A 25,210-nucleotide genomic window follows, 5' to 3' on the forward strand; every position below is an offset into this window, starting at 1 on the left:
CTCGCGTCAGACGCAGTCGCCGGGGGCGCTGCTGTACCGGTAGAAGGCGTAGCTTCCGGTCGAGAAATAACCGTAGGAGTTCAGGCCGCTGTTGTAGCCGTTCCGAATCATGTCGAAGGTATGCACGGATCCGTTGTACCTGACCCTGATCTGACCCTCGCCGAGATCACCCACCTGTGCGAGCTTGTTGTCCGCGCGACCGAAGGTTCCGGTTCCGACTACGCCGTCGGCACTCAGGCCATAGCGTCGCTGCCAGTCCTTCGTCGCATGCTCTGTATTCGGGCCGAAGTCGCAGTCGATGTCGCTTGCGTCGAAGGTGGAGCCGTCGCTCTCCTTGGCCCCGTCGGCCCAGAGGATGTATTGCCAGAGGCCCGTCGCTCCACTGCGCTTGTGTGGGCTTCTGGAAACTGTGCCTTCGTCACCGAAATCGTCGGTGACGGCCCCTGATCCTGCCACGAAACCCTGGCTCGTATTAGCATGGGCTGGTGCGACGAATCCGATGATGCCGACTGTGGTGGTGAGCGCAGCGGCGAGCAGCTTTTTCCTAAGGCGCACTAGGATTCCAATCCCCGTCGTCTGAGTGACCTGCATGACCTGCATGCCGTGATGATTCCTATTTGTCGTGTAGGCGTATGTCAATGGGGCGGCCCTTGGGTCAGGCGCTTCGTCCGGAAAGTTGCGCTTGTGTGGAATAGCCCAATTTTGGGCTTAGGGCCCTGCCGTGCCGCCCCTCGCCAACGGGGCATGCGACACTGTGCGTCATGCGCCACGTTGTCTTCCCGGTTACGCTCGCGCTGGGAGCGCTTGTCGTGCCGGTCTGGGCCGCCCCGGCGGCATCTGCGGCCCCGGTGCTCTCCGCGGCTCCGAAGAAGAAGTGCACGGTCGAGGACAAGCGGCTGCGGGAGCTGTCCGGTCTGGTGGCGACGTCCAGTGGTTACGTGGTCATCAACGACGGGACGGACGACGACAGCCTAGAGCGGGTCTTCTACCTGAATGAGAAGTGCAAGGTCTCGAAGGAGCTGCGCTACTCAGGCGACGGGCCGTTGGATACCGAGGATCTGGCGCTCGGCCCCGACCGGAAGACGTTGTGGGTCGCCGATACCGGCGACAATATTACCAGCACAAAACGCCGGGAACGAGTAGCGGTGTGGTCGGGCCGGATCGACGGTTCCAAGCAGTTGGTCTTGCACCGTCTCTCTTATCCCGACGATAAGCCGCGTGATGCGGAAGCGTTGTTGATCGACGACAACAACATGCCGCTGATCATCACCAAGGTCCCCGCCGGGCCGGCGGAGATATTCACGCCCGCAGAAAAGCTGCGAAGTGGTGCTACCGAGCCGGCGAAGATGAAGAAGGTCGGTGAGGTCTCGCTGCCGAGGACCACGACGGACAATCCACTCAAGGCTAGTGGTCGAGTGACGGTGACCGGCGCGGCTCGCTCGCCCGACGGCAGCAAGGTGACCCTGCGCACCTATGCGGACGCCTTCGAGTTCGACGTGACCGGGGGTGACATCGTCACCTCTCTGACCACCGGCAAGCCTCGCGTCACCCCACTGGCCGACCCGTTCGGCGAAGCAATCTCCTACACCCCCGACGGCAAGTCGTTCGTCACCGTCTCTGACGGGGGTATTTTCGATGCAACCGACCCAATCCACATCCTCAGCTACACCCCGTCGACCACCGGTGCGGAGGCGCTGGCCAACGGCGGCAGGGCCGACACCAAAGTGGCCGCCGAGAAGTCCTGGCTCGAAGGGCTCTCGCTCGACGAGATCACGTACCTGATCGCGGCGGTCGGGGTGATCGGCGCGCTGTTGATGGGCGCGGGCGTGTTCGGCATCCTGCGGGCGCGGCGCAAGCCGGCGCCCCGGGCACCGGCCGGCGAGCCCGAGCGCAGCGGCGATTTCCCGGTGAACAACGGCTTCCCGTCGGGCGAACGGCCGGACGCCCCGCGCGGCGGTGTCTACGGCGGTGGTCAGGGTGGCGTCTACGGCGGCGCGGCCAACGGCGACCGCCCGGCGTCCGGCGGTGTCTACGGCGGTGGCCGGCAAGGCGGCGGCGTGTACGGCGGCGGCCCGCAGGACGGCGGCCGTGGCCAGGGCGGTGGCCGTCCTCCGGGCGGGGCTCGTCCGCAGGGCGGCGGCGTGTACGGCGGCGGCGGGCGCGGTGGCGGCGTCTACGGCGGCGGCGGACAGGGCGGACCGGGCGGCGGTCAGGGTGGTCCCGGCCGTGACAGCTCGGTTGGCGGCGGCGGTCAGGGCAGTCCCGGCCGTGGCGGCCCGGGTGGCGGCTACGGCGGCGGCCCGGGCGGGGCCGGACACCGCGGGCAGCCGAACGGCGGCGGGCCGCGGGGGGACGGCGGCCGGGCCGAGCCACCGCGCCGCGGCCAGGAGCCGCGCGGCGGGCGCCGCGACGATTACGACGACCAGGGCCGGTACGGCCCGGTGTCCGGCGGCGGCCGGGAGTACCGGGGGGACCGCTACTGAGACGACACCGAAAAGGGGTGACCGGCCACGGTCACCCCTTTTCGCTGCTGTCGGTCAGATGCGGCGCAGCACCGCGACCACGCGGCCCATGATCGTGGCGTCGTCGCCGGGGATCGGGTCGAAGGCCGGGTTCTGCGGCATCAGCCAGACGTGCCCGTCGCGCCGCCGGTAGGTCTTCACCGTCGCCTCACCGTCGAGCATGGCGGCCACGATGTCGCCGACCTCGGCGTTCGGCTGCTGCCGGACGACCACCCAGTCGCCGTCGCAGATCGCCGCGTCGAGCATCGAGTCACCCTTGACCTGGAGCATGAAGACCTCGCCCTCGCCGACCAGTTCGCGGGGGAGGGGGAAGATGTCCTCCACCGCCTGTTCGGCCAGGATCGGCCCACCGGCGGCGATGCGGCCCAGCATCGGCACGTACGCCGGGGCGGGCCGCTGCGCGCGGGCCGCCTCGTCGTCCGCCTCGCCCGGTGCGCGGACATCGACGGCGCGCGGCCGGTTCGGGTCGCGGCGCAGGAAGCCCTTCTTCTCCAGCTCCTTGAGCTGGTAGGCGACGCTGGACGGGGACACCAGCCCGACCGCCTCGCCGATCTCGCGTACGCTCGGCGGGTAGCCGTGGCGCTCGACCCAGTTGCGGATGAACTCCAGGATCCGCCGCTGCCGGGCGGTCAGGTCGACTGTCGCCGGGTCGGGGAAGCTGCTCACCACCGGGGTGACCGGACGCACGGCCGCGGGGGCGGTGCGGCTGCGGGCGGTGCGGGGGCGACGGGTCGCCGGAGGACCCGCCCCGTCGTTCGGCTGCGGGTTCTTCTGCCGGCTGGCCCGGTCCTCGGTCACGTCCGTCCCTCCCTGGTCGGCGCTGGGGTGCCTCGTCGGCTCGTGGTGCGTGTGGTCTGACCGTATAGGTGAGATCGGCCATTTTCAAACATCTGTACGACCTGCTGTCGGCGTGTCGCGCCGAATTCCTGGATTTCCGAACTGGTGTTCTGATAGAAGGGTACGCCGCTCGAACGGATGTTCTATCCCGGCCGCCCGTGACCAGTGCGGGAGGCCGTCCGTTGGGCTCCTCGGCGGCGCCGCGCCGGACGTGATCCTGACGACTCGCCGGACACGCCGGTCAACTTGACCTCGCTTGGGGTTCGGCATACGGTCGACCCCTAGATGTAGTAGTCACACGGGCGTAAGTTGCCTACAGGTTGGGTCCAACTACCGAACGCACTCCCGCACAGCGCACCCGGCGACGGTCATCGGACGATGGCCCCGCCGTGTCGACGCGTGCCCGGGAGCCGGTAGGTGTGCCCGCGATCGACGACAGGAGGTCGGGCGAATGCGGTGTCCGTACTGCCGGCACGCCGACTCCCGGGTGGTCGACTCGCGGGAGGCCGACGACGGCCAGCTCATCCGGAGGCGACGGTCGTGCCCGGAGTGCGGCAAGCGGTTCACCACCGTCGAGGAGGCGGTGCTCGCGGTGGTCAAGCGCAGCGGGGTGACCGAGCCGTTCAGCCGTACGAAGATCATCGGTGGGGTGCGCAAGGCGTGCCAGGGGCGGCCGGTCGACGACGACTCGATCGCGCTGCTGGCACAGAAGGTCGAGGAGACCGTACGGGCCAAGGGGGCGGCCGAGATCCCCAGCCACGAGGTGGGCCTGGCCATCCTCGGCCCGTTGCGTGACCTCGACGAGGTGGCCTACATGCGGTTCGCCAGCGTCTACCGGTCCTTCGACTCGCTCGCCGACTTCGAGCGCGAGATCGAGACGCTGCGGGCCGCCGCGCGCGCCCGGGAGGGCGCCGGTGCCGGTGCGGCGGACGCCGCCGGCGCGATCAGCTGACATTTTCGGGTTTCTGACAGGTACACGAGGCGCGGTGGGTGACCGTGCCGACGAGGGGGGCGAGGGCGTGACGACCAGCAAGTCACGGAACAAGGCCGGGGCGGGGCTGAAGATCGAGCGCGTCTGGACGACCGAGGGGGTGCATCCCTACGACGAGGTCGCCTGGGAGCGCCGCGACGTCGTCATGACGAACTGGCGGGACGGCTCGATCAACTTCGAGCAGCGCGGGGTGGAGTTCCCCGAGTCCTGGTCGGTGAACGCGGCGAACATCGTGACCACCAAGTACTTCCGGGGCGCGGTGGGGACCCCGGAACGGGAGTGGTCGCTCAGGCAGCTCATCGACCGGGTGGTCGACACCTACCGCACCGCCGGTGAGGAGTACGGCTACTTCGCCACCCCGGCCGACGCCGAGGTGTTCGCGCACGAGCTGACCTGGATGCTGCTGCACCAGGTGTTCAGCTTTAACTCGCCGGTGTGGTTCAACGTCGGCACGCCGTCGCCGCAGCAGGTCTCGGCGTGCTTCATCCTGTCGGTCGACGACTCGATGGACTCCATCCTGGACTGGTACAAGGAGGAGGGCCGGATCTTCCAGGGCGGCTCGGGCGCCGGGGTCAACCTGTCCCGCATCCGTTCCTCGAAGGAGCTGCTCTCCTCCGGCGGCACCGCCTCCGGCCCGGTCAGCTTCATGCGTGGCGCGGACGCCTCCGCCGGCACCATCAAGTCCGGTGGCGCCACCCGGCGCGCGGCCAAGATGGTCATCCTCGACGTGGACCACCCGGACATCGAGGAGTTCGTGGCGACCAAGGCGCGCGAGGAGGACAAGATCCGCGCGCTGCGCGACGCCGGGTTCGACATGGACCTGGGCGGCGCCGACATCGTCAGCGTGCAGTACCAGAACGCCAACAACTCGGTCCGCGTCTCCGACGAGTTCATGACCGCGGTGGAGAACGGCGGCGGCTTCGACCTGCGCGGCCGGCTCGACGGGCAGACCATCGAGACGATCGACGCGAAGAAGCTGTTCCACACCATCTCCCAGGCGGCCTGGGAGTGCGCCGACCCGGGCCTGCAGTACGACGACACCATCAACGACTGGCACACCTGCCCGGAGACCGGGCGGATCACCGCGTCGAACCCCTGCTCGGAGTACCTGCACCTGGACAACTCCTCGTGCAACCTGGCCTCGCTGAACCTGATGAAGTTCCTCCGCGCCGACGGCGGCTTCGAGGTGGAGAAGTTCGTCAAGTCGGTCGAGTTCGTCATCACCGCGATGGACATCTCGATCTGCTTCGCCGACTTCCCGACCGAGAAGATCGGGGAGACCACCCGCGCCTACCGGCAGCTCGGCATCGGGTACGCCAACCTGGGCGCGCTGCTGATGGCCTCCGGCCTGCCGTACGACTCGGAGCAGGGCCGGGAGGTGTCCGCCGCGATCACCTCGCTGATGACCGGCACCGCCTACCGCCGTTCCGCCGAGCTGGCCGGCATCGTCGGCCCGTACGACGGCTACGCCCGCAACGCCGAGCCGCACAAGCGGGTCATGCGCAAGCACGCCGCCGCCAACGACGCGATCAAGCCGACCGGCACCGTGGCCACCGCCGTGCAGCGCGAGGCGACCAAGCAGTGGACGCTCGGCAACAAGCTCGGCGACAAGAATGGTTGGCGCAACTCGCAGGCCAGCGTGCTCGCCCCGACCGGCACCATCGGCCTGATGATGGACTGCGACACCACGGGTGTCGAGCCGGACCTGGCGCTGGTGAAGTTCAAGAAGCTGGTCGGCGGCGGCTCGATGCAGATCGTCAACCAGACCGTGCCGCGCGCCCTGCGCAGCCTCGGCTACCCCGAGGAGCAGGTCGAGGCGATCGTCGAGCACATCGCCGACCACGGCCACGTGGTGGACGCCCCGGGCCTCAAGCCGGAGCACTACCCGGTCTTCGACTGCGCGATGGGCGAGCGCTCGATCGCGCCGATGGGTCACGTGCGGATGATGGCGGCCGTCCAGCCGTTCATCTCCGGCGCCATCTCCAAGACGGTCAACATGCCGGAGCAGGCCACCGTCTCCGACGTCGAGAAGATCTACTTCGAGGGCTGGAAGCTCGGCCTGAAGGCGCTGGCGATCTACCGCGACAACTGCAAGGTCGGCCAGCCGCTGTCGGCCGCCAAGCCGGGCAAGGGCACCGTCGAGACCAAGACGCCGGCCGCCGAGCCGGAGAAGGTCGTCGAGAAGGTCGTCGAGTACCGCCCGGTGCGCAAGCGGCTGCCGAAGAAGCGCCCGTCGGAGACCATCTCGTTCTCGGTCGGCGGCGCGGAGGGCTACCTCACCGCCTCGTCGTACCCGGACGACGGCCTCGGCGAGGTCTTCCTCAAGATGTCGAAGCAGGGCTCGACCCTGGCCGGCGTGATGGACGCCTTCTCGGTGGCCATCTCCATCGGTCTCCAGTACGGCGTCCCGCTGGAGACGTACGTCAGCAAGTTCACCAACATGCGCTTCGAGCCGGCCGGCATGACCGACGACCCGGACGTGCGCATGGCCGCCTCGGTGATGGACTACATCTTCCGTCGCCTGGCACTGGACTTCCTGCCGTACGACCGCCGCGCCGAGCTGGGCATCTTCACCGCCAGGGAGCGGGCCGCCCAGCTCGCGGCCGAGGCGGAGGCGGAGGCGAGCGGTGCGGACCTCACCGCGATGGCCGCCTCCGCCCCGGTCGAGGCGCCCGAGCCGAAGACCGGCCCGGTCGCGCAGCCGGCGCAGGAGATGGCCGACGCCGCTGCCGTGAAGCCCGCGCCGCCGGTGGGTTCCAGCACCGAACTGCTGGAGGCCGTGATTGGCAAGGCCGCCGACGCGCCGCTCTGCTTCACCTGCGGCACGAAGATGCGGCCCGCCGGTAGCTGCTACGTCTGCGAGGGCTGCGGCTCCACCAGCGGTTGCAGCTGACGACCGGCCGAACACGCGAGCGCGGCAGGGACTTCCCTGCCGCGTTCGCGCGCGTCCGGGTGCCCACGGTCACAGACGATCGGGTACGGAAGCTGGAATGCTCGGGGGATGAGCACGGCAGACATCTATCGGGTCTTCGCCGAGCGTGAGACGCGCGGCGTGTCCCCGGCGTACGAGCGGTTGTCGCGGGCGGTAGCCGGTGACCCGGAGCTGCTCGCCCTGCTCGACTCGCTGCCGCCGGCGAAGCGTCAGCCGAACCTGCTGTTCGGGGTGGTGCGGCTGCGCGGCGGGCCGGTGGACGACCCGGCGGCGTTCCGCGCGTACGTGATGGCGCACTGGCCGGACGTCGCGGCCCAGATGCGGGTGCGGGCGACGCAGACGAACGAGGCGGGGCGCTGCGCGGTGCTGCTGCCGGTGCTCGCCGCGTTGCCGCAGCCGCTGGCGTTGCTGGAGGTGGGTGCGTCCGCCGGGCTGTGCCTCTACCCCGACCGGTACGCGTACCGCTACGGCGACCGGCGGGTCGGCGACGGCGAGCCGGTGCTCGACTGTGACCTGACCGGCACCGAGCCGCCGGTGCGGCGTCCGGAGGTGGTGTGGCGGGCCGGGCTCGACGTGAACCCGCTCGACGTCACCGACCCGGCGGACGTGGCCTGGCTGGAGGCGTTGATCTGGCCGGAGCACCGGCACCGCCGGGAGCGGCTGCGCGCGGCGGCGGCGGTCGCGGCGGCCGACCCGCCGCTGCTGGTACGCGGTGACCTGGTCGACGACCTACCGGCGCTGGCGGCGCAAGCTCCGGCCGGGGCGACGCTCGTGGTGTTCCACAGTTCGGTGCTCTACCAGGTGCCGAAGGCGCGCCGGGACGCTTTCACCGCGCTGGTACGCACGCTGCCCGGCCACTGGATTGCCAACGAGGACCTGTCGGTGCTGCCGCACGCGACGCTGCCCGAGCCGCCCGCCGACGGGTTCCACAACGTCCTGGCCCTGGACGGCCGCCCGCTGGCCTGGACCCGGGGCCACGGCCAGTCCCTGACCTGGCTCCCGGCCCCGGCCCCGAACGCGTGATCATGAAGTTGGCGGCGCGACACGCCGGCAGGACGACCGCCAACCTCATGATCGACCGGAACGGGCCGGCAACAGACGGTCAGGGGCGCGGAGTGACCGAGATCTGCTCGGCGATCGCGACGACCTGGTCGACCGAGAGCCGCAGCGGCGCCCGCAGGTTGACCACCGCCCCGCCGGGCACCTCGGCCTGCAGGAACCAGATCTCGTCGGCGCGGATCAGATGGGCTTCCCGGCCGCCCACCGTGACCCTTCGCTCCTCCCGGGCTCCCATCACGTTGCGCAGCAGGTCCGGGTCACGGCGTGCAACGACCTGCACGGTGAGCGTCTCGTCGGTGGAGTCGCCCTGCAGGGTCAGGATGGTGTCGTTCTTGAAGAAGGCGAGCCGCCAACCGCCTGGCGCCAGCCGGACCTGCAGCGGCACCTGCTGCGGCTCGTCAACGAGGTGCTCGGCCAGCCGGAGCAGCGCCGCGTCGTCGGCGAACATGCCGTGGCCGGTCAGCGACACCCACTGACCGGGCCTGCGCTCCCACGACACGACGTGCTCACGCGGACCGCCGGGGTACGGCTCCTCGTACATCTCGGCCGGCCGGCCTCCGACAGCCACCGGACGTGACGTCGTCGCGATCGGTGCCGGTCGACTGTCCCCGACAGAGAGGTAGACGTCGTCGGTGGTGCTGCGGGACAGGTACACGGCGAGAAACTGGCCCGGGGCGTAGCTGTAGCGAGGTGGGTTCAGCGTCGCCGGCCGCGACCGCAGGGTCAGCGGAAACTCCGGGATCGTCGCAGCCACCAGGGTCAACGGCTCCGCCGATCGATCGAGCGGACGTACCGCGAGGCCGACGCCCGCCCCGGCCACCACCGTGGCCCCGGCTGCCACCAGGAGCGTCCGCCGCCGCAGCGGCGGAACCCTCCGGCGTACGGATGCGGCGGCCAACTCGCCGGCGAGGCGGTCCCTCGCGAGGCGGAGCGTCTCGGTGGACGCTTTCGGGGCATCCGGCCCGTGCGTACGTAGCAGGTTGATCTCGTTCATGTCGGCTCCTCGAGGGCGAGCGCGAGTCGGGTGAGTCGGCGGGCACGGTGCAGGCGGGAACGGACGGTGCCGATCGGGATGTCGAGCACGGCGGCGATCTGCTCGTACGACAGGTTCGCCCACGCGGTGAGCAGCAACACGTCCCGGTCCCGCCGGTGCAGCGAGGCCAGCGCCAGGGCCAGGTCCCGGCGTAGGGCGGCGGCGTCCAGCCGGTCGATCGCGTCCTCGATCACCGACGGTGCCGACTCGCCGGCGGCGAGCCGGGCCAGCGCGCGGTAGCGGCGTTCCTCGGTCCGTACGTGCCGGCGCAGGAGGTTGGTGGCGATCCCGAAGAGCCACGGCCGTACGCCGACGTCCGGGGTGTACGACGCCCTCCGCCGGAATGCGACCAGGAAGGTCTCGGCCAGGAGGTCGTCCGCCGGCGGACCGATGCGGCGAGCCAGATAACGGTGCACGGGGACGGCGTGCCGGTCGAACAACGGCGCGAACCGCTCCGGCTCGGCGAGGGACGCGCGTATCACGTCGTCGTCCGACGGCTCGTCGGGCGGCCAGACCCCGGGATGTCCCCGCTCGTGGGCCTCGGCCCGGTGCATCTTGTTCGTCACATCCGTTCATGCCCGGTCGGCGCGGACGGGTTCACGGCGGGCGCGGTCCGGTCGTAGTGTCCCTCCCGGACAGCCGGCGTGACACCGACATCAGCGTGAGCATCGCCCTCGGCGAGACCATCGGGACCGGGCGGATGCCGGTGGTGCCGACCTCGCGAGGGCACCCTCCGTAGACTTCAGCGGTGCGCGACGAGCTGGCGGGACGGCCCCTTACCGAACCGCACCCGTCGAGGCTGTCGCCGGACCACCCGGGGCGGGAACGCATCCTCGCCGCGCACACGGCCGCCCTGGCCGCCGGGGAGGCCGGTTACCTGGATCCGGAGACGGGGCTGTTCGTGCTCAGCGCCGGCTTCCTGGCGCGGCGTGGCACGTGCTGCGGGCGAGGCTGCCGGCACTGTCCGTACGTGGCCGATTAGGGGGCTTCCGTCCCCGCTGGGGTGCACCGTACGGTGTCCGACGGAACTCCGGCGGGCCGGACCCGCCGCCGACCGCGGAGGTCTCCCGTGCGTGCCCGTATCTGGCTGGTCGTTCCGGCCGTCCTGCTCGCCGCCGGCTGCGCCGACGAGGGGCCGACCGAGGCCGGGCCGCCGGCTCCGCCCCCGCCGGTCCCGGTCGCGGCGGCGTCCTCGGGCGGGGCGTGCCGGCTGCTCGACTTCGCGGTGATCGCCGAGCACACTGGCGGCACGTTCGACGTGGCGGCGGCCACCGAGCGGGGCGACACCCACACCTGCCTGGTCCGGGCGGCCGGGGCGGTGCTGCCGGAGCTGACGCTGTCGGTGACCGAGACGTCGATCGACGCTGCGACGTTCACCCTGGACGTGCAGCCGGGCGGCGCGGCGAAGATAAGCAAGCTGGGCAAGGCCGCCTACCGGCGCACGCTGCCCAAGACCGCGAAGTCCGGCCCGGCCGCCGAGGTCGGCTGGCTGGACACCGAGGGCCAGCTCGCCACCCTGCGCTGGACCGCCCCGCCCGGCACCGCGAAGGCGGAGGCGGACAAGACAGCCGGCAAGCTGGTCACGCTGGCGAAGGCGATCGACACCAGACAGCTCTGACCGGCAGCTCTGACCGAAGGTCGCGGGACCGCGTCAGCGGGCCGCGACGAACACCCGGGACGCCACCTCGCGGGGCAGGCGTACCCGGTCGCCGGAGCGGTCGATGGAGACGCCGTCGCGTTCCTGCGCCACAGTCACCGTCGCGCCCGGGTCGACGCCGGCGGCGTGCAACTGCCGGAGCACGTCCGAGTCGGTCTGCACGCTCTCGCAGATCCGCCGCACCACGACCGGGCCGGACAGACCGGGGAAGGCCAGGTTGCGCTCGCCCTCGACGCCGTCGGCAGGGGTCTGGCCCGGGTCGCCCAGCTCCGCCAGGCCCGGGATCGGGTTGCCGTACGGCGAGCGGGTCGGGCGGTTGAGCAGGTCGAAGACTCGCTTCTCCACCGCGTCGCTCATCACGTGCTCCCACCGGCAGGCCTCCTCGTGGGCCTCCTCGTAGGGCATCCCGATCACGTTCACCAGCAGCAGCTCGGCCAGCCGGTGCTTGCGCATCACCGACACGGCGGTGTTGCGGCCCTGCGGCGTGAGGGTCAGATGCCGGTCGCCCTCGACGGTGAGCAGGCCGTCGCGCTCCATGCGGGCGACGGTCTGGCTCACCGTCGGACCGCTCTGCTTCAGCCGCTCGGCGATGCGGGCACGAAGCGGCGGCACGCCCTCCTCCTCGAGTTCGAGGATGGTGCGCAGGTACATCTCAGTGGTGTCAACAAGGTCGTGCTTCACGTCTGCGGCCTCCTGGCCTCTGATGGTACCCGCTACCACCGACCATCGACGCAGGCCAAGCCGGAGGTGGCGCGTCGAATGGTGTTGACTGGACCGCATGTCCGCCACCGCAGACCTGCTGGTCGAGCCCGGCCGGCTCGCCGCCGAACTCGATCACGCCGACCCGCCGACCCTGCTCGACGTCCGCTGGCGGCTGGCCGGCCCGCCCGGCCGCGACGACTACACCGCAGGTCACCTGCCCGGCGCCGTCTTCGTCGACCTGGACACCGAGCTGTGCGGGCGGCCCGGCGCCGCCGGCCGGCACCCGCTTCCGGACCCGGCGGCGTTGCAGGCCGCGCTGCGGGCCGCGGGCGTCCGCGCCGGTCATCCCGTGGTGGTGTACGACGGCGGCGACGGCATGTCAGCCGCCCGCGCCTGGTGGACGCTGCGCTGGGCCGGGCACCGGCAGGTGCGGGTGCTGCACGGCGGCTTCCCGGCCTGGACGGCCGCCGGCCTGCCGGTCGACACGAGCGTGCCCGCTCCGGTACCGGGCGACGTGACGGTGGCGCCGGGGGCGCTGCCGGTGCTGGACGCCGACGCCGCCGCCCGGCTCGCCGCCGCCGAGCCCGGCGTGCTGATCGACGTCCGGGCCGCACCGCGCTACCGGGGCGAGCACGAGCCGGTCGACCCGGTCGCCGGGCACGTGCCGGGCGCCGTGAACGTGCCCGCCCCGGAGTACGTCACGCAGGGCCGGTTCCCCGGCGCCGAGGCGCTCCGGGAGCGTTTCGCCGCCGCCGGGGTGGACGCGGACGCGCCGGTCGGTGCGTACTGCGGTTCCGGGGTGACCGCCGCGCAGGCGGTGCTCGCGTTGCACCTGGCCGGTCGTCCGGACGCCGCGTTGTACGTCGGCTCGTGGAGCGAGTGGGTGGCCGACCCGGACCGTCCGGTCGCGACCGGCGGCACGTCCGGCCGGTGAGCGTACGGCTGGTGGGCGCGCCCCGGAGCACGTGCGACGATGGCCGCATGGCCGACGACACGGTGGTGGTGTGGGACGAGGCTCTCCTCGGCTACGACATGGGCGACCATCCCCTCGACCCGGTCCGGGTCGAGCTGACCATGGCGCTCGCCCGCGAACTGGGTGTCCTGGACCGGCCCGGCGTGCGGCTGGTCAAGCCCGAGCCGGCCGACGACGCGCTGCTCACCCGTGTACACGATCCGGCCTACCTGGACGCCGTCCGGTCCGCGCCGCGCGACCCGCTGTTCGCCGGCTTCGGTCTGGGCACCTCGGACAACCCGGTCTTCGACGGGATGCACGAGGCGAGCGCGCTGATCGCCGGCGCCACGACGGCCGCCGCCGAGGCGGTGTGGCGCGGCGACGCACGGCGCGCGGTGAGCGTCGCCGGCGGGCTGCACCACGCCATGCCCGCCCGGGCCGCCGGGTTCTGCGTCTACAACGACCCGGCCGTGGCCATCGCCCGGCTGCTCGACCTCGGCGCGCAACGGATCGCGTACGTGGACGTGGACGTGCACCACGGCGACGGCGTGCAGGAGATCTTCTACCGCGACCCGCGGGTGCTCACCGTCAGCCTGCACGAGACGCCGCTCGCGCTGTTCCCCGGCACCGGGTTCCCGGACGAGACCGGCGGCCCGGGCGCGGAGGGCACCGCGGTCAACGTGCCGCTGCCACCGGGGGTGGGTGACGCGGGCTGGCAGCGGGCGTTCCACGCGATCGTGCCGTCGGTGCTGCGCGCGTTCCGGCCGCAGGTGCTGGTCACCCAGTGCGGAGCGGACGGGCACCGCAAGGACCCGCTGGCCGACCTGCACCTGTCGGTGGACGGGCAGGCGGCCACCTACCGCACGCTGCGGGCGCTCGCCGACGAGCTGTGCGACGGCCGCTGGGTCACCACCGGCGGCGGCGGGTACGCGCTCGTCGAGGTGGTGCCCCGGGCCTGGACGCACCTGCTCGCGGTCGCCACCGGCGAGCCGGTCGACCCGGCCACGCTCACCCCGCCCGGCTGGCGGAACCTGGCCACGCGGCTGCGACCCGGGCACGAGGTGCCGTTGCGGATGACCGACGACGTGGACCCGTCGTACCAGCCGTGGCAGCCCAGCGGCGAGCCGAACGCGGTGGACCGGGCCGTCGCGGCCACCCGCAAGGCGGTCTTCCCGCTGCTCGGGCTCGATCCGCACGACCCGCGCGACTGAGCCGGCGGCAGGGGAGGACCGACCGGTGACCACCGTCGAGCAACCGCTGGACGTGCTGCTCAGCGACGGTACGACCGTCCAGCTGCGACAGATTCGTCCGGAGGACGCGCCCGAGATCGTGGCCATGCACGGCCGTTTCTCGGAACGCACCCGATACCTGCGGTACTTCTCGCCGTACCCGCGTATCCCGGAACGCGACCTGAAGCGCTTCGTCAACGTCGACCACCGCGACCGGGAGGCGTTCGTGGTGCTGGCCGGCGAGCGGATCGTCGCCGTCGGCCGCTACGAGCGGCTCGGTCCCGCCTCGCCCGAGGCCGAGGTGGCGTTCGTGGTCGAGGACGCCTACCAGGGCCGGGGCATCGGCTCGGTGCTGCTGGAACACCTGGCCGACGCGGCCGGGCGCCACGGCATCGTGCACTTCGTCGCCGAGGTGCTCCCGGCCAACGGGGCGATGCTGCGGGTCTTCGCCGACTTCGGCTACCAGGTCCAGCGCCAGTACGCCGACGGCGTGGTGCACCTGAGCTTCCCGATCGCGCCCACCGAGGCGACCCTTGAGGTGCAGCGCGGCCGGGAGCACCGCACCGAGGCCCGCTCGATCGCCCGGCTGCTCGCGCCACGCGGCATCGCCGTCTACGGCGCCAGCACCACCGGCCAGGGCGTCGGCGCGGCGCTGCTCGGGCACCTGCGCGACGCCGGCTTCGCCGGGGCGATCGTGCCGGTGCACCCGAGCGCGGCGACGGTGGCGGGGCTGCCCGCGTACCCGTCGGCTGCCGACGCCGGCCAGGACGTCGACCTCGCCGTGGTGGCGGTCCCGCCGGACGCGGTGACCGACGTGGTCCGCGACGCGGCCCGCGCGGGCGCGCACGGCCTGGTGGTGATCTCGGCCGGGTTCGCCGAGTCCGGCCCGGCCGGCGCTGCCGCGCAGCGCGCGCTGGTCCGCGCCGCGCACCTGGCCGGCATGCGGGTGGTCGGCCCGAACTGCCTCGGTGTCGCCAACACCGACCCGGCGGTACGCCTCAACGCCACGCTCGCCCCGGCGCTGCCCGCAGCGGGCCGGGTCGGCGTGTTCAGCCAGTCCGGCGCGTTCGGGGTCGCGCTGCTGGCCGAGGCGTCCCGGCGCGGGCTCGGGCTGTCCAGCTTCGTCTCGGCCGGCAACCGGGCCGACGTGTCCGGCAACGACCTGCTCCAGTACTGGCAGGACGACCCCGCCACCGACGTCATCACGCTCTACCTGGAGACGTTCGGCAACCCGCGCAAGTTCGCCCGGCTGGCCCGGCGCATCGGTCGCCGCAAGCCGGTGGTGGCGCTCGCCTCGCTGGCCCGGCCACGCGGGATGGGGGACGCGCCCGCGCTGGACCCGGCGGCGGTGAGCGCGCTGTTCGCCCAGTCCGGGGTGATCCGGGTGGACACCGTGTCCGAGCTGCTCGACGTTGGCGTGCTGCTGGCCCACCAGCCGCTGCCGGCCGGGCGGCGGGTGGCGGTGGTGGGCAACTCGTCGGCGCTGACCGGGCTGGCCGCGACCGCCTGCGCCGCCCAGGGACTGACAGTCGCCGACGGCTACCCGCAGGACGTCGGGCCGAGCGCGGGGGCCGCCGCGTACGCCGCCGCGCTCGGCGACGCGGTGGCCGACGAACGGGTGGACGCCGTGGTGGCGGTGTTCGCGCCGCCGCTGCCGGGCCAGCTCGCCGACCCGGTGGCCGACTTCGCGGCGGCGCTGCCCGACGCGCGGGTCACCGGCAAGCCGGTGGTGGCGACGTTCCTGGCCGGGCTGGTGCCGGCCGGGGTGCCGGCGTACCCGAGCGTGGAGGAGGCGGTACGCGCGCTGGGCCGGGTCACCGCGTACGCGGACTGGCTGCGCCGGCCCACCGGCGTGCTGCCGGAACTGGCCGACGTGGACCGGGCGGCGGGGCATGCCGCGCTGCGGCCCGACGGCGCCGACGCGGCGGCGTTGCTGCGCGCGTACGGGATCGACGTGGTGGAGTCGGTTCCGGCCGGCAGCGCCGACGAGGTGCTGGCGGCGGCCGAACGGCTGGGCCGGCCGGTGGCACTCAAGGCCGCCGCCCCCGGGCTGCGGCACCGCCTCGACCTCGGCGCGGTACGCCTCGACCTGGCCGACGCTGCCGCGCTGCGCCGCGCGTACGCCGAGATGGCCCCGGTGTTCGGCGCGGAGGTGCTGGTCCAGCCGATGGTCGCGCCGGGCGTTGCCTGCGTGGTGGAACTGGTGGAGGATCCGGCGTTCGGGCCGGTGGTCGGTTTCGGGCTGGGTGGCGTGGCGACCGAGCTGCTGGGTGACCGGGCCTGGCGCGCGGTTCCGCTCACCGACCGGGACGCCGCCGAACTGGTCGACGAGCCCCGGGCGGCGCCGCTGCTGCGCGGGCACCGGGGCGCCGCGCCGGTGGACCGGGCGGCCCTGGTCGACCTGCTGGTGCGGGTCGGCCGCCTCGCCGACGAGCAGCCCCGGGTGCGGTCGCTCACGCTCAACCCGGTGCTGGCCCGGCCGGACGGCATCTCGGTGCTGCACGCCACTGTGCGCACCGGCGCGGAATCCCCGCGCCCCGACACGGGCCCCCGGAGGTTGTAAGGAAGGGCCCCTTCTTAACGCCTCCGGTAGAGGAAGGGCCCCCTCTTAACACCCCTCAGCCGCGGGCGGAGATCTGCTGCACCGCCCACTCGTTGCCGTCCGGGTCGCGGAAGAAGACGAAGCCGACGTTGTCCAGCGGGTGCGGCACCGGGCGCGGGTTCTGGCCCACCACCTGGATCTCGCTCACCTCGACGCCCCGCTCGACCAGCTCGGCGCGCGCCTTCTCCAGGTCGGCCACCACAAGTTGCAGGCCCTTGAGCGAGCCCGGCGGCATCTCCGGTACGACGCCCCGGCCGAGGACGATCGAGCACCCGGAGCCCGGGGGAGTGAGTTGGACGATCCGTCCCGCGCCGCCCAGATCCGTGTCGTGGTCGATGGCGAAGCCGAGCCGTCCGACATAGAACTCCTTGGCCCGGTCCACGTCGGAGACCGGTACGACCACCACTTCCAGCGTCCAGTTCACGTTGTCGCTCCTGTCGTCGAATCGTCGTGCAGCACGGCCGTGAGCCGGTCGAACGCCTCGCTCAGGCCGCGGGTCATCGGATAGCGCAGGACGGTGTCGCGGCCCTGCGCGGTGGCGTACCGCAGGTGGGTGACGACAGTGGTCCGGCCCGCCGAGCCGGTGAAGTCGTGACGCACCAGCGTCTCGCCCGGATAGGACTGGTCGTCGAACATCTCGGTGCAGACCAGCCGCGCCGGCGGGTCGACCTCGCGGTAGGTGCCGCTCTGGGCCATCAGGTCGCCCTCCGGCCCTCGGGAGACGAACCGCCAGCGCCCGCCCACCCGCAGGTCGACCTTGCACTCGACCAGGTGCCAGCCGCGCGCGCCCCACCAGCGCACCAGCAGCTCGGGGCGGGTGAAGGCGGCGAACACCAGATGGCGCGGGGCGGCGAAGTCGCGGCTGAGCCGGATCTCCCGGTCGCCGTGCAGCGTGACGGTCAGATCGGTCACCGCTGCTCTCCGGCGGTCGGGCCGCTCACCGCTGCTCCCCGGCGGTCAGGTCGGCGAGCACCTCGTCCAGCCGCGCGTAGCTCTCCGCCCAGTAGTCGCGGTAGTCCGCCAGCCACGCGACGGCCTCCCGCAGCGGCCGGGCGTCGAGCCGGCAGGGACGGCGCTGGGCGTCCCGGCCCCGGGTGACCAGACCGGCGCGTTCCAGCACCTTGAGATGTTTGGAGACGGCCGGCTGGCTCATCGCGAACGGCTCGGCCAGCTCGGTGACCGTCGCCTCCCCGGCGGCCAGCCGGGTGAGGATGGCGCGCCGGGTGGAGTCGGCGAGCGCGGCGAAGGTGGCGTCGAGCAGATCCGCGGACAAGTTCATAACCTCCTGGTTGTGTAACCATTCGGTTCTATACGTCGGGAGCCCCCGGGTCAAGCGCGACAGGCCCCGGCGAACCGCCGGGGCCTGTCGGACAACGGGTGGATCAGCAGGCGTACGCCTCCAGCCGGTTCGCCCGCTCCGGGTCGCGCAGCTTGAGCAGCGTGACCTTCTCGATCTGCCGGATCCGCTCCCGGGACAGGCCGAACTCGCGGCCCACCTCGTCCAGCGTGCGCTGACGGCCGTCGTCCAGGCCGAAACGCAGCCGGATCACCGCCTGCTCCCGCTGCGACAGGGTGGCCAGCACGATGCGGACCTCGTTGCGCAGCTCGCCGTTCGTGGCGGCGTCGCCCGGCTCGGCGCGCGGGTCGACAGCGGCGACGAAGTCGCCGAGGGCGCTCTCGCCGTCCTCGCCGACCGCCTGGTCCAGGCTGACCGGCTCCCGGTCGTAGGAGATCAGCTCGATCACCTGGAACTCGGGGATCTCCAGCGCCACCGCCACCTCGCTCACGGTGGGCTCGCGGCCCAGCGTCACCGACAGCTCGCGGCGCACCCGGACCATCCGGTTGACCTGCTCGACCATGTGCACCGGGATGCGGATGGTGCGGGCCTGGTCGGCCATGGCGCGGGTGATGGCCTGGCGGATCCACCAGGTGGCGTACGTGGAGAACTTGTAGCCCTTGGTGTAGTCGAACTTCTCGACCGCGCGGATGAGGCCGAGGTTGCCCTCCTGGATGAGGTCGAGGAAGGCCATGCCGCGGCCGGTGTAGCGCTTGGCGATGCTCACCACCAGCCGCAGGTTCGCCTCCAGCAGGTGGTCCTTGGCGGCGCGGCCCTCGGCCACGATCAGCGCCAGGTCCGCGCGCAGCTCGGCGGAGACGGGGGTGCAGGTGGCCAGCTTCTCCTCGGCGAAGAGGCCGGCCTCGATCCGCTTGCTCAGCTCGACCTCCTGCGCCGCGGTGAGCAGCTTGGTGCGGCCGATGCCGTTCAGGTACGCCCGGACCAGGTCGGTGGAGACGCCGCGCTCGTCGGTGGCGTCGAGGTCCGTGAGGGTGACGTCCATGTCCTGGTGCTCGATCATCTGCTGGGTCATCTCTGTTCTCCCCGTGTCCGACGTGCCTACCGGTCCCGTGCCGCCCACGCGGTGGTGGCCGATGACAAACAGCTTGGCGGTCGGGGCGTGAGACGGGAGTGAGGCGATCGGAGACCCGACAGGAATCCCCGCCGGCATCCGGCACTTCCTTGCCCGGCGCGGTTACCGTGCCAGCGACCGGCCGTCGGGGCCGGCGCGGCACTGACGATCGGAGAACGTGGTGGTCTTCAAGCGGCTCATGCAGGCGATGGGTGTGGGCGGACCGTCGGTGGAGACGGTGCTGGCCAACCCGAACTGTCGCCCGGGCGGCGTTCTGGAGGGCCAAATCCAGGTGGTCGGCGGCGACCACCCGGTGGACGTGAGCTACATCGCACTCGGCCTGGTCACGCGGGTCGAGGTGGAGAGCTCCGATTCGGAGTACGACGTCAACCAGGAGTTCGGCCGGGCCCAGATGACCGGCGCGTTCCGGCTGGAGCCGGGGCAGCGGCACGACGTGCCGTTCCGTTTCCAGGTGCCCTGGGAGACGCCGCTGACCGACCTGTACGGCCAGCACCTGCACGGCATGACGATGGGTCTGCGTACCGAGCTGGAGGTGGCGCGGGCGGTGGACAAGGGCGACATGGACGCCGTGTCGGTGCACCCGCTGCCCGCCCACGAGCGGTTGCTGGAGGCGCTGCTACGGCTGGGCTTCCGCTTCGCCCGCGCCGACGTCGAGCGTGGACACATCTACGGCCTGCACCAGCAGTTGCCCTTCTACCAGGAGATCGAGTTCTACCCGGCGCCGCAGTACGCGGGCGCGATGAACCAGCTGGAGGTCACCTTCGTGACCGATCCGCGCCAGGTCCACGTGGTGCTGGAGCTGGACAAGCGGGGCGGCCTGTTCACGGAGGGCCGGGACGCGTTCGGCCGATTCACAGTGGACCACGCGACGGCGGACCGTACCGACTGGGCCGCGCAGCTCGACGGCTGGCTGCGTCAGTCGCTGTCCCGTCGGGGGCTGTTCTCCTAGAGGTCGAGCACGAGGGTGCGGGGACCGACGTTGACGCTCTCTACGAGCATGTGGGCGCGGAAGCGGCCGGTCTCCACCTTCGCGCCCCGGCCGCGCAACTGTTCGACCACGGCGTCCACCAGGGGTTCGGCCACCTCGGCGGGCGCGGCGGCGGTCCAGCTCGGCCGCCGGCCCTTGCGGGCGTCGCCGTAGAGCGTGAACTGGCTGACCACGAGCAGTGGCGCCCCGGCGTCCGCGGCACTGCGCTCGTCGTCGAGGATGCGCAGCTCGTGCAGCTTGCGGGCCATCGTGGCGGCCACCTGCGGGGTGTCGGTGTGGGTGACGCCGAGCAGCACCAGCAGCCCGTCGGCGATCTCCCCGGTCACCTCGTCGCCGACTGTCACCCGGGCCCGGCCGACCGTCTGCACCACCGCCCGCATCAGTCGGTCACCGGCTCGACGATGCCGCGCTCGACCAGGTGCGCCACGATCGGTCCGGCCGCCTCGGCCAGCTCGTCCGGCGCCACGTCGTGCGCGGCGGCGAGCAGGGCGAGCTGGTCGCGCAGCGGCAGCCGGCCGTCGGCGCCGCCGACCAGGGCGAGGACCAGCGGGTCGATCTCCTCCGACCAGCGCAGCCCGCGCGGCATGGCCAGGACCTGCCGGTCCACCGCCCAGCCGTCGTCGCCCATGGTGGCCTCCTGCCGCAGCTGGAGCCCTTCGGCGGCGCGGTAGCGGGCGGCGAGCAGGCCCTCGGTGTCCCGGGCGCGCAGCCAGTCCTGCCGGGTGAACCACTCGCCGATCCGGTCGCCCAGCGGCGGCTCGACGCGCTGGCGCAGGTCCTCGACCCGGACGACCGGCTGGTCGTGCCCGGAGCGGCGCAGCGAGACGATGCCGAAGCCGACCGCCTCGACCTTGTGCGCGTCGAACCAGTCCAGCCAGGTGGCCATCCGCTCCGGGTCGGCGCTCTCGCCGACGTCGGTGAGCCAGAGGTTCACGTACGCCATCGGGTCGGCCACCTCGCGCTGGATCACCCAGGCGTCCAGGCCGGTGCCGGCGAACCAGCCGGTGACGCGCTCGGCCCAGTCCTCGCCGGTGACGTGCACCCAGTTCGCCAGGTACTGCATGGTGCCGCCCTCGGTGAGCAGGCCCGGCGCGGCGGCGGCCAGCTCCGCGCCGATCGCGTCGCCGACCCGCCCGGAGTCCCGGTAGACGTGCGTGGTGGTGCCCGGGCCGACCACGAACGGCGGGTTGCTGACCACCAGGTCGAAGCGGCGCCCCGCCACCGGGGCGACCATGTCCCCGCGCAGCAGCTCCCAGTCCTGCCCGTTGAGCGCGGCGGTGGTCGCGGCGAACCGCAGCGCCCGCTCGGAGACGTCGGTGGCGGTGACCCGGCGGGCGTGGGTGCCCAGGTGCAGCGCCTGGACGCCGGAGCCGGTACCGAGGTCGAGCGCGGTGTCCACGGCCGGGCGTACGGCGGCCGAGATCAGCGTCTGGGTGGCACCGCCGATGCCCAGCACGTGCTCGGCGTGCAGCGGGCGCCCGGGCCGCGCGGCGGCCGGCACGTCGGCGAGCACCCACCAGTCGTCCCCGTACGGCTCCAGGTCGACCCCGGCGCGCAGGCCGTCGCCGTGCCGCTCCACGATGCCCCCGGCCAGCGCCTCGTCCACGGTGAGCGGGGCCAGCGCGGCGGCCACCACCGCCTCCGGCTCGGTCTGGTCGCAGATGAAGACCCGGATCAGCGTGGCCAGCCGGTCCCGGTCCCGGGTGGCGCGCAGCGCGGCCCGGTAGTCGTTGCGGGCCACCGCGCCGGTGCCCTGCGGGCCCAGGCGGTCGGCGATCCCGTTGGCGGTGAAGCGGGCGAGCGTCAGCGCGGTGCGCAGCGCGTCGACCCCGGCGGGGGAGAGCAGCATGTCGTGACGGTCCACGTGCTCATCCTGCCCCGGACGCCGTCCGGCGTGGCGCGGCACCCGCCGAATCCATAACGCCGACCGCATCTATCGGTAACTATCTCTTTCATGTTCATCGATCCATGGTTAGCATTCCTGCCAACATCCGCCGATGGGGTGATCCGGCCACAAACCGGGCCGTCCCGGTAGGGAGCCAGACGATGCCCGACGTGTCCCTTCCCCGGCGGCGCGCGCTGCGTGCGCTCGCCGTCACGGCCGCCGCCGCGGCCTTCGCCGCCGCCGCCTCCACGCCCGCTCTCGCCGCGCCCACCGGAGAGATCCGGTACGCCGGCGCCGCGGACGCCGTCAGCGGCAGCTACGTGGTCGTGCTCAAGGGCGACGCGGTCGGCACCGCGAACACCCTCGCCGCCCGTACCGCCGTGCCGGACCGGGCCGCCGGCCTGGCCAAGCGCTACGGCGGCGACGTCGGCACGGTGTGGAGCTCCGCTCTCACCGGCTACAGCGCGAAGATGACCCCCGCCCAGGCTCGCCGGCTCGCCGCCGACCCGGCCGTCGCGTACGTCGAGCAGGACCGCGTGATGAGCACCCAGGGCACCCAGACCGGCGCCACCTGGGGCCTGGACCGGATCGACCAGCGCAACCGGCCGCTGAACGGCACCTTCACCTACCCGAACACCGCCAGCAACGTGCGGGCCTACATCATCGACACGGGTATCCGCACCACGCACACCGACTTCGGCGGCCGGGCCACCTGGGGCACCAACACCGTGGACTCCAACAACACCGACTGCAACGGCCACGGCACCCACGTCGCTGGCACCGTCGGCGGCACCAAGTACGGCGTGGCCAAGGGCGTGCGCCTGGTGGCCGTCAAGGTGCTCAACTGCTCCGGCAGCGGCACCACCGCCGGTGTGATCAGCGGCGTCAACTGGGTCACCTCGAACGCGGTGAAGCCGGCCGTCGCCAACATGAGCCTCGGCGGCGGCGCCAGCAGTACGCTTGACAACGCGGTGGTGAACTCGATCAACTCCGGCATCACGTACGCGCTCGCGGCCGGCAACTCCAGCGCCAACGCGTGCAACTCCTCGCCCGCCCGGGTCGGCTCGGCGATCACCGTCGGCTCGACCACCAGCAGCGACGCGCGGTCGTCCTTCTCCAACTACGGCTCCTGCGTGGACATCTTCGCCCCGGGTTCGTCGATCACCTCGGCGTGGCGCACCAGCGACACCTCGACCAACACGATCAGCGGCACCTCGATGGCGTCCCCGCACGTGGCCGGCGCGGCGGCGCTCGTCCTGTCCGCGAACACCTCCTACACCCCGGCTCAGGTGGCCAGCTACCTGACCAGCAACGCCACCACCGGCAAGGTGACCAACCCCGGCTCGGGCTCACCGAACCGGCTGCTCTTCGTCGTCAACTGACGACACGGGTGACCTGACCACCCGGCGGGCCGCGGCCCGGTGAACCTCGCAGGGGGTCCACCGGGCCGCGTCACGTCGTCGGGGAGTCGGCGCCCCGGCCGGCGCACCGGCGCGGCACTATGTCCCCATGACGCTGTCACTGCCCATCGACCCGCAGGCCAACGAACTGCTGGCACGCAGCCCGCTGGCCCTGCTCCTCGGTATGGTGCTCGACCAGCAGGTGCCGATGGAGAAGGCGTTCTCCTCCCCGTACGTGCTGGCGCAGCGGCTCGGCCACGAGCCCGACGCCGCGGAACTGGCCGGGTACGACCCGGAGGCGCTCGTGGAGGTCTTCGCCCGGCCGCCCGCGCTGCACCGGTTCCCCAAGGCGATGGCGGCCCGCGTGCAGGAGGTGTGCCGGGCGCTCGTCGAGCGCTACGACGGCGACCCGGCGCGGCTCTGGTCCGACGTGACCGACGGCCGGGAGCTGCTGCGCCGGGTGGGTGAGCTGCCCGGCTTCGGCCGGCAGAAGGCGCAGATCTTCGTCGCGTTGCTCGGCAAGCGGTTCGGCATCACCCCGGACGGCTGGCGCGAGGCGGCCGGCGACTACGGCGACGCGGACGCCCACCGATCGGTCGCGGACGTGACCGATCCGGAGTCGCTGCGGCGGGTACGCGAGTTCAAGCAGCGGATGAAGGCGGAGGCGAAGGCCGCGAAGGGCTGATCCGCCGCCCGTCGCCGCAACCGGCCCGCCGCCCCTGTCGTTTGTCGCCAGGACGGGGGACGGGGGCCGACGATGACCGAGCAGCGGGGCGGGGCGCTGCTGCGTACCGGGTCCAGCCCGGGGCGGGCCACGTTCCTGGAGCTCTTCTTCGACCTGGTCTTCGTGTTCGCGCTGACCCGGGTCTCGCAGCGGCTGATCAACGGACTCGACGGCTCGCCCGGAGCGGTGGCCGGCGAGGTGGCCAAGACGCTGCTGCTGTTCCTGGTGCTCTGGCAGGTCTGGACGATCACCACCTGGGTCACCAGCCGGTACGAGCCGGAGCGCGTCGTCATCCAGACCGTGGTGGTCGGCACCATGTTCGGCAGCCTGGTGCTGGGCGTGACGCTGCCCCGTGCGCTGGAGGAGCGGGCGCTGCCGTTCGCGCTCGCGTACGTGGTGGTGATGGTCGGCCGGCCGCTGGTCATCGCGGCGGCGTTGCGCGGGCACCCGCGTCGCCTGGTCCCGCTGCGGCTGGCCGCCTGGGCGGGCATCAGTACCCCGCTGTGGATCGCCGGCGCGCTGATGCCCGGTCCACGTCTGGCGCTGTGGGTCGTCGCGCTGGCGGTGGACCGCCTCGGCACGCTCCTGGGCTGGCCGCTGCCGGGGATCGGGGCGTCGCGCATCCGGGAGTGGCTCGTCGCCGGGGAGCACCTCGCCGAGCGCTACCAGCAGATCTTCCTCATCGCGCTCGGTGAGTCGATCCTGGTGATCGGCATGACGTACAGCGGGAAGGAGTTCTCCGTCGACGCGGCGGCGGCGTTCGCGATCTCGTTCGTGATCACGGCGTTGCTCTGGCGCATCTACTTCTACCGGGCCGGTCACCTGCTGGCCGAGGCGTTGCGGATGGCCGGCACGCCGGGGCGGCTGGCCGAGTCGGCCGTGCAGACCCACCTGTTCATGGTGCTCGGCGTGCTCAGCGCCGCTGTCGGCTACGAACTGGTCATCGCCCACCCGTACGACACGGCCCGGCCGAACTGGCTGGTCTTCGTGGTGGGCGGCCCGGCGCTGTTCCTCGCCGCCCGCTCCCGGTTCGAGTACGAGATCTTCGGCCGGGTGTCCCGCCCCCGGCTGGCCGGGCTGCTGGTCCTGATGCTGATCCTGCCCGCGTTGGCGGCCGTGCCGGCGATGTTCGCGCTCGGTGCGGTGGCCCTCGTGCTGGCGCTCGTCGCGCTCGCCGACGCCCGCCGGGCCTGGCACCGGCCGCCGGAGCCCTCCGCATCGCCGATCGGGCGGGAGATGCTCGGCGAGGCCGGCCCGGAGGCGTGAGC

24 protein-coding genes are annotated in these 25,210 nt (G+C 72.4%); 13 read left to right on the forward strand and 11 right to left on the reverse strand.

Going from position 1 to position 25,210, the window contains the following annotated elements; all coding sequences use genetic code 11:
• Positions 1 to 6 precede the first annotated feature (6 nt).
• A complete protein-coding gene (locus tag KSK32_RS20360; RefSeq protein ID WP_216932637.1) occupies positions 7 to 600 on the reverse strand; it encodes a peptidoglycan-binding protein in 594 nt (197 codons plus the stop codon).
• Positions 601 to 761: 161 nt separating this feature from the next.
• Here KSK32_RS20360 and KSK32_RS20365 point away from each other — a divergent pair, with 161 nt between their 5' ends.
• Positions 762 to 2,483, forward strand: a complete 1,722-nt coding sequence (locus KSK32_RS20365) for a hypothetical protein (RefSeq protein ID WP_216932638.1) — start codon at positions 762 to 764, stop codon at positions 2,481 to 2,483.
• Between the two features lie 54 nt (positions 2,484 to 2,537).
• Here KSK32_RS20365 and lexA read toward each other — a convergent pair whose 3' ends face one another.
• Complete coding sequence (lexA, locus tag KSK32_RS20370) at positions 2,538 to 3,320, reverse strand: transcriptional repressor LexA (RefSeq protein WP_013284750.1); 783 nt, start codon at positions 3,318 to 3,320, stop codon at positions 2,538 to 2,540.
• A gap of 490 nt (positions 3,321 to 3,810) precedes the next feature.
• Between lexA and nrdR the strand changes: the two genes are divergently transcribed.
• The 3 genes from nrdR to KSK32_RS20385 all read left to right on the forward strand — a co-directional run bounded on the left by nrdR (position 3,811) and on the right by KSK32_RS20385 (position 8,305).
• Entirely contained in the window at positions 3,811 to 4,311 is a 501-nt protein-coding gene (gene nrdR, locus KSK32_RS20375) for a transcriptional regulator NrdR (RefSeq protein WP_013284751.1), read from the forward strand.
• 34 nt (positions 4,312 to 4,345) lie between these two features.
• Complete coding sequence (locus KSK32_RS20380) at positions 4,346 to 7,243, forward strand: vitamin B12-dependent ribonucleotide reductase (protein ID WP_216932639.1); 2,898 nt, start codon at positions 4,346 to 4,348, stop codon at positions 7,241 to 7,243.
• A gap of 108 nt (positions 7,244 to 7,351) precedes the next feature.
• On the forward strand, positions 7,352 to 8,305 hold the full coding sequence (locus KSK32_RS20385; RefSeq protein ID WP_216932640.1) for a DUF2332 domain-containing protein: 954 nt from the start codon (positions 7,352 to 7,354) through the stop codon (positions 8,303 to 8,305).
• Between the two features lie 79 nt (positions 8,306 to 8,384).
• On the opposite strand, the gene KSK32_RS20390 is transcribed toward KSK32_RS20385, so the two are convergent.
• Both KSK32_RS20390 and KSK32_RS20395 read right to left on the reverse strand, forming a co-directional pair.
• Positions 8,385 to 9,335 (reverse strand): hypothetical protein, encoded by a 951-nt coding sequence (locus KSK32_RS20390; RefSeq protein WP_216932641.1) that lies wholly within the window; start codon positions 9,333 to 9,335, stop codon positions 8,385 to 8,387.
• Positions 9,332 to 9,928, reverse strand: coding sequence for an RNA polymerase sigma factor (locus KSK32_RS20395; RefSeq protein ID WP_216936242.1), 597 nt, complete (start codon positions 9,926 to 9,928; stop codon positions 9,332 to 9,334). Before KSK32_RS20395 ends, KSK32_RS20390 begins: the two co-directional genes overlap by 4 nt.
• Before the next feature lie 194 nt (positions 9,929 to 10,122).
• Here KSK32_RS20395 and KSK32_RS20400 point away from each other — a divergent pair, with 194 nt between their 5' ends.
• Positions 10,123 to 10,356, forward strand: a complete 234-nt coding sequence (locus KSK32_RS20400; protein WP_289256343.1) for a DUF5522 domain-containing protein — start codon at positions 10,123 to 10,125, stop codon at positions 10,354 to 10,356.
• Between the two features lie 87 nt (positions 10,357 to 10,443).
• Entirely contained in the window at positions 10,444 to 10,992 is a 549-nt protein-coding gene (locus tag KSK32_RS20405; protein WP_216932642.1) for a hypothetical protein, read from the forward strand.
• A gap of 33 nt (positions 10,993 to 11,025) precedes the next feature.
• Here the strand turns inward: KSK32_RS20405 and KSK32_RS20410 are convergent, their stop codons facing one another.
• Positions 11,026 to 11,712, reverse strand: a complete 687-nt coding sequence (locus KSK32_RS20410; protein ID WP_216932643.1) for a metal-dependent transcriptional regulator — start codon at positions 11,710 to 11,712, stop codon at positions 11,026 to 11,028.
• Between the two features lie 97 nt (positions 11,713 to 11,809).
• Between KSK32_RS20410 and KSK32_RS20415 the strand changes: the two genes are divergently transcribed.
• From KSK32_RS20415 to KSK32_RS20425, 3 genes are read left to right on the forward strand one after another with little or no spacing between them, the layout of a single operon-like run.
• Entirely contained in the window at positions 11,810 to 12,667 is an 858-nt protein-coding gene (locus KSK32_RS20415; protein WP_216932644.1) for a sulfurtransferase, read from the forward strand.
• A 47-nt stretch (positions 12,668 to 12,714) separates the two neighbouring features.
• Positions 12,715 to 13,896: an acetoin utilization protein AcuC gene (locus KSK32_RS20420; protein ID WP_216932645.1), complete on the forward strand. Its 1,182-nt coding sequence runs from the start codon at positions 12,715 to 12,717 to the stop codon at positions 13,894 to 13,896.
• A 25-nt stretch (positions 13,897 to 13,921) separates the two neighbouring features.
• Positions 13,922 to 16,477, forward strand: a complete 2,556-nt coding sequence (locus tag KSK32_RS20425) for a bifunctional GNAT family N-acetyltransferase/acetate--CoA ligase family protein (RefSeq protein ID WP_216932646.1) — start codon at positions 13,922 to 13,924, stop codon at positions 16,475 to 16,477.
• Between the two features lie 55 nt (positions 16,478 to 16,532).
• On the opposite strand, the gene KSK32_RS20430 is transcribed toward KSK32_RS20425, so the two are convergent.
• The 4 genes from KSK32_RS20430 to sigB form a co-directional block, all read right to left on the reverse strand.
• A complete protein-coding gene (locus tag KSK32_RS20430; protein WP_216932647.1) occupies positions 16,533 to 16,940 on the reverse strand; it encodes a VOC family protein in 408 nt (135 codons plus the stop codon).
• Complete coding sequence (locus KSK32_RS20435) at positions 16,937 to 17,428, reverse strand: SRPBCC family protein (RefSeq protein WP_216932648.1); 492 nt, start codon at positions 17,426 to 17,428, stop codon at positions 16,937 to 16,939. Before KSK32_RS20435 ends, KSK32_RS20430 begins: the two co-directional genes overlap by 4 nt.
• A 25-nt stretch (positions 17,429 to 17,453) precedes the next feature.
• Complete coding sequence (locus tag KSK32_RS20440) at positions 17,454 to 17,789, reverse strand: helix-turn-helix transcriptional regulator (protein WP_254187127.1); 336 nt, start codon at positions 17,787 to 17,789, stop codon at positions 17,454 to 17,456.
• 109 nt (positions 17,790 to 17,898) lie between these two features.
• Entirely contained in the window at positions 17,899 to 18,885 is a 987-nt protein-coding gene (gene sigB / locus KSK32_RS20445; protein WP_216932650.1) for an RNA polymerase sigma factor SigB, read from the reverse strand.
• Between the two features lie 220 nt (positions 18,886 to 19,105).
• On the opposite strand from sigB, the gene KSK32_RS20450 reads away from it, so the two are divergent.
• Complete coding sequence (locus KSK32_RS20450; RefSeq protein WP_216936244.1) at positions 19,106 to 19,894, forward strand: sporulation protein; 789 nt, start codon at positions 19,106 to 19,108, stop codon at positions 19,892 to 19,894.
• Here the strand turns inward: KSK32_RS20450 and dtd are convergent.
• Positions 19,891 to 20,313: a D-aminoacyl-tRNA deacylase gene (gene dtd, locus KSK32_RS20455; RefSeq protein WP_216932651.1), complete on the reverse strand. Its 423-nt coding sequence runs from the start codon at positions 20,311 to 20,313 to the stop codon at positions 19,891 to 19,893. The genes KSK32_RS20450 and dtd overlap by 4 nt on opposite strands.
• Positions 20,313 to 21,797, reverse strand: a complete 1,485-nt coding sequence (locus KSK32_RS20460) for a methyltransferase (RefSeq protein ID WP_216932652.1) — start codon at positions 21,795 to 21,797, stop codon at positions 20,313 to 20,315. The genes dtd and KSK32_RS20460 overlap by 1 nt, the downstream gene beginning before the upstream one ends.
• A gap of 182 nt (positions 21,798 to 21,979) precedes the next feature.
• On the opposite strand from KSK32_RS20460, the gene KSK32_RS20465 reads away from it, so the two are divergent.
• From KSK32_RS20465 to KSK32_RS20475, 3 genes are all read left to right on the forward strand, one after another.
• Positions 21,980 to 23,200: a S8 family peptidase gene (locus KSK32_RS20465; RefSeq protein WP_216932653.1), complete on the forward strand. Its 1,221-nt coding sequence runs from the start codon at positions 21,980 to 21,982 to the stop codon at positions 23,198 to 23,200.
• Between the two features lie 127 nt (positions 23,201 to 23,327).
• Positions 23,328 to 23,903: an HhH-GPD-type base excision DNA repair protein gene (locus KSK32_RS20470; RefSeq protein WP_018786001.1), complete on the forward strand. Its 576-nt coding sequence runs from the start codon at positions 23,328 to 23,330 to the stop codon at positions 23,901 to 23,903.
• A 72-nt stretch (positions 23,904 to 23,975) separates the two neighbouring features.
• A complete protein-coding gene (locus KSK32_RS20475; RefSeq protein WP_216932654.1) occupies positions 23,976 to 25,208 on the forward strand; it encodes a low temperature requirement protein A in 1,233 nt (410 codons plus the stop codon).
• The last annotated feature ends 2 nt before the right edge of the window (positions 25,209 to 25,210 follow it).

Origin of the sequence: Micromonospora sp. WMMB482 (assembly GCF_019038635.1) — a bacterium.
GTDB lineage: Bacteria > Actinomycetota > Actinomycetes > Mycobacteriales > Micromonosporaceae > Micromonospora > Micromonospora marina.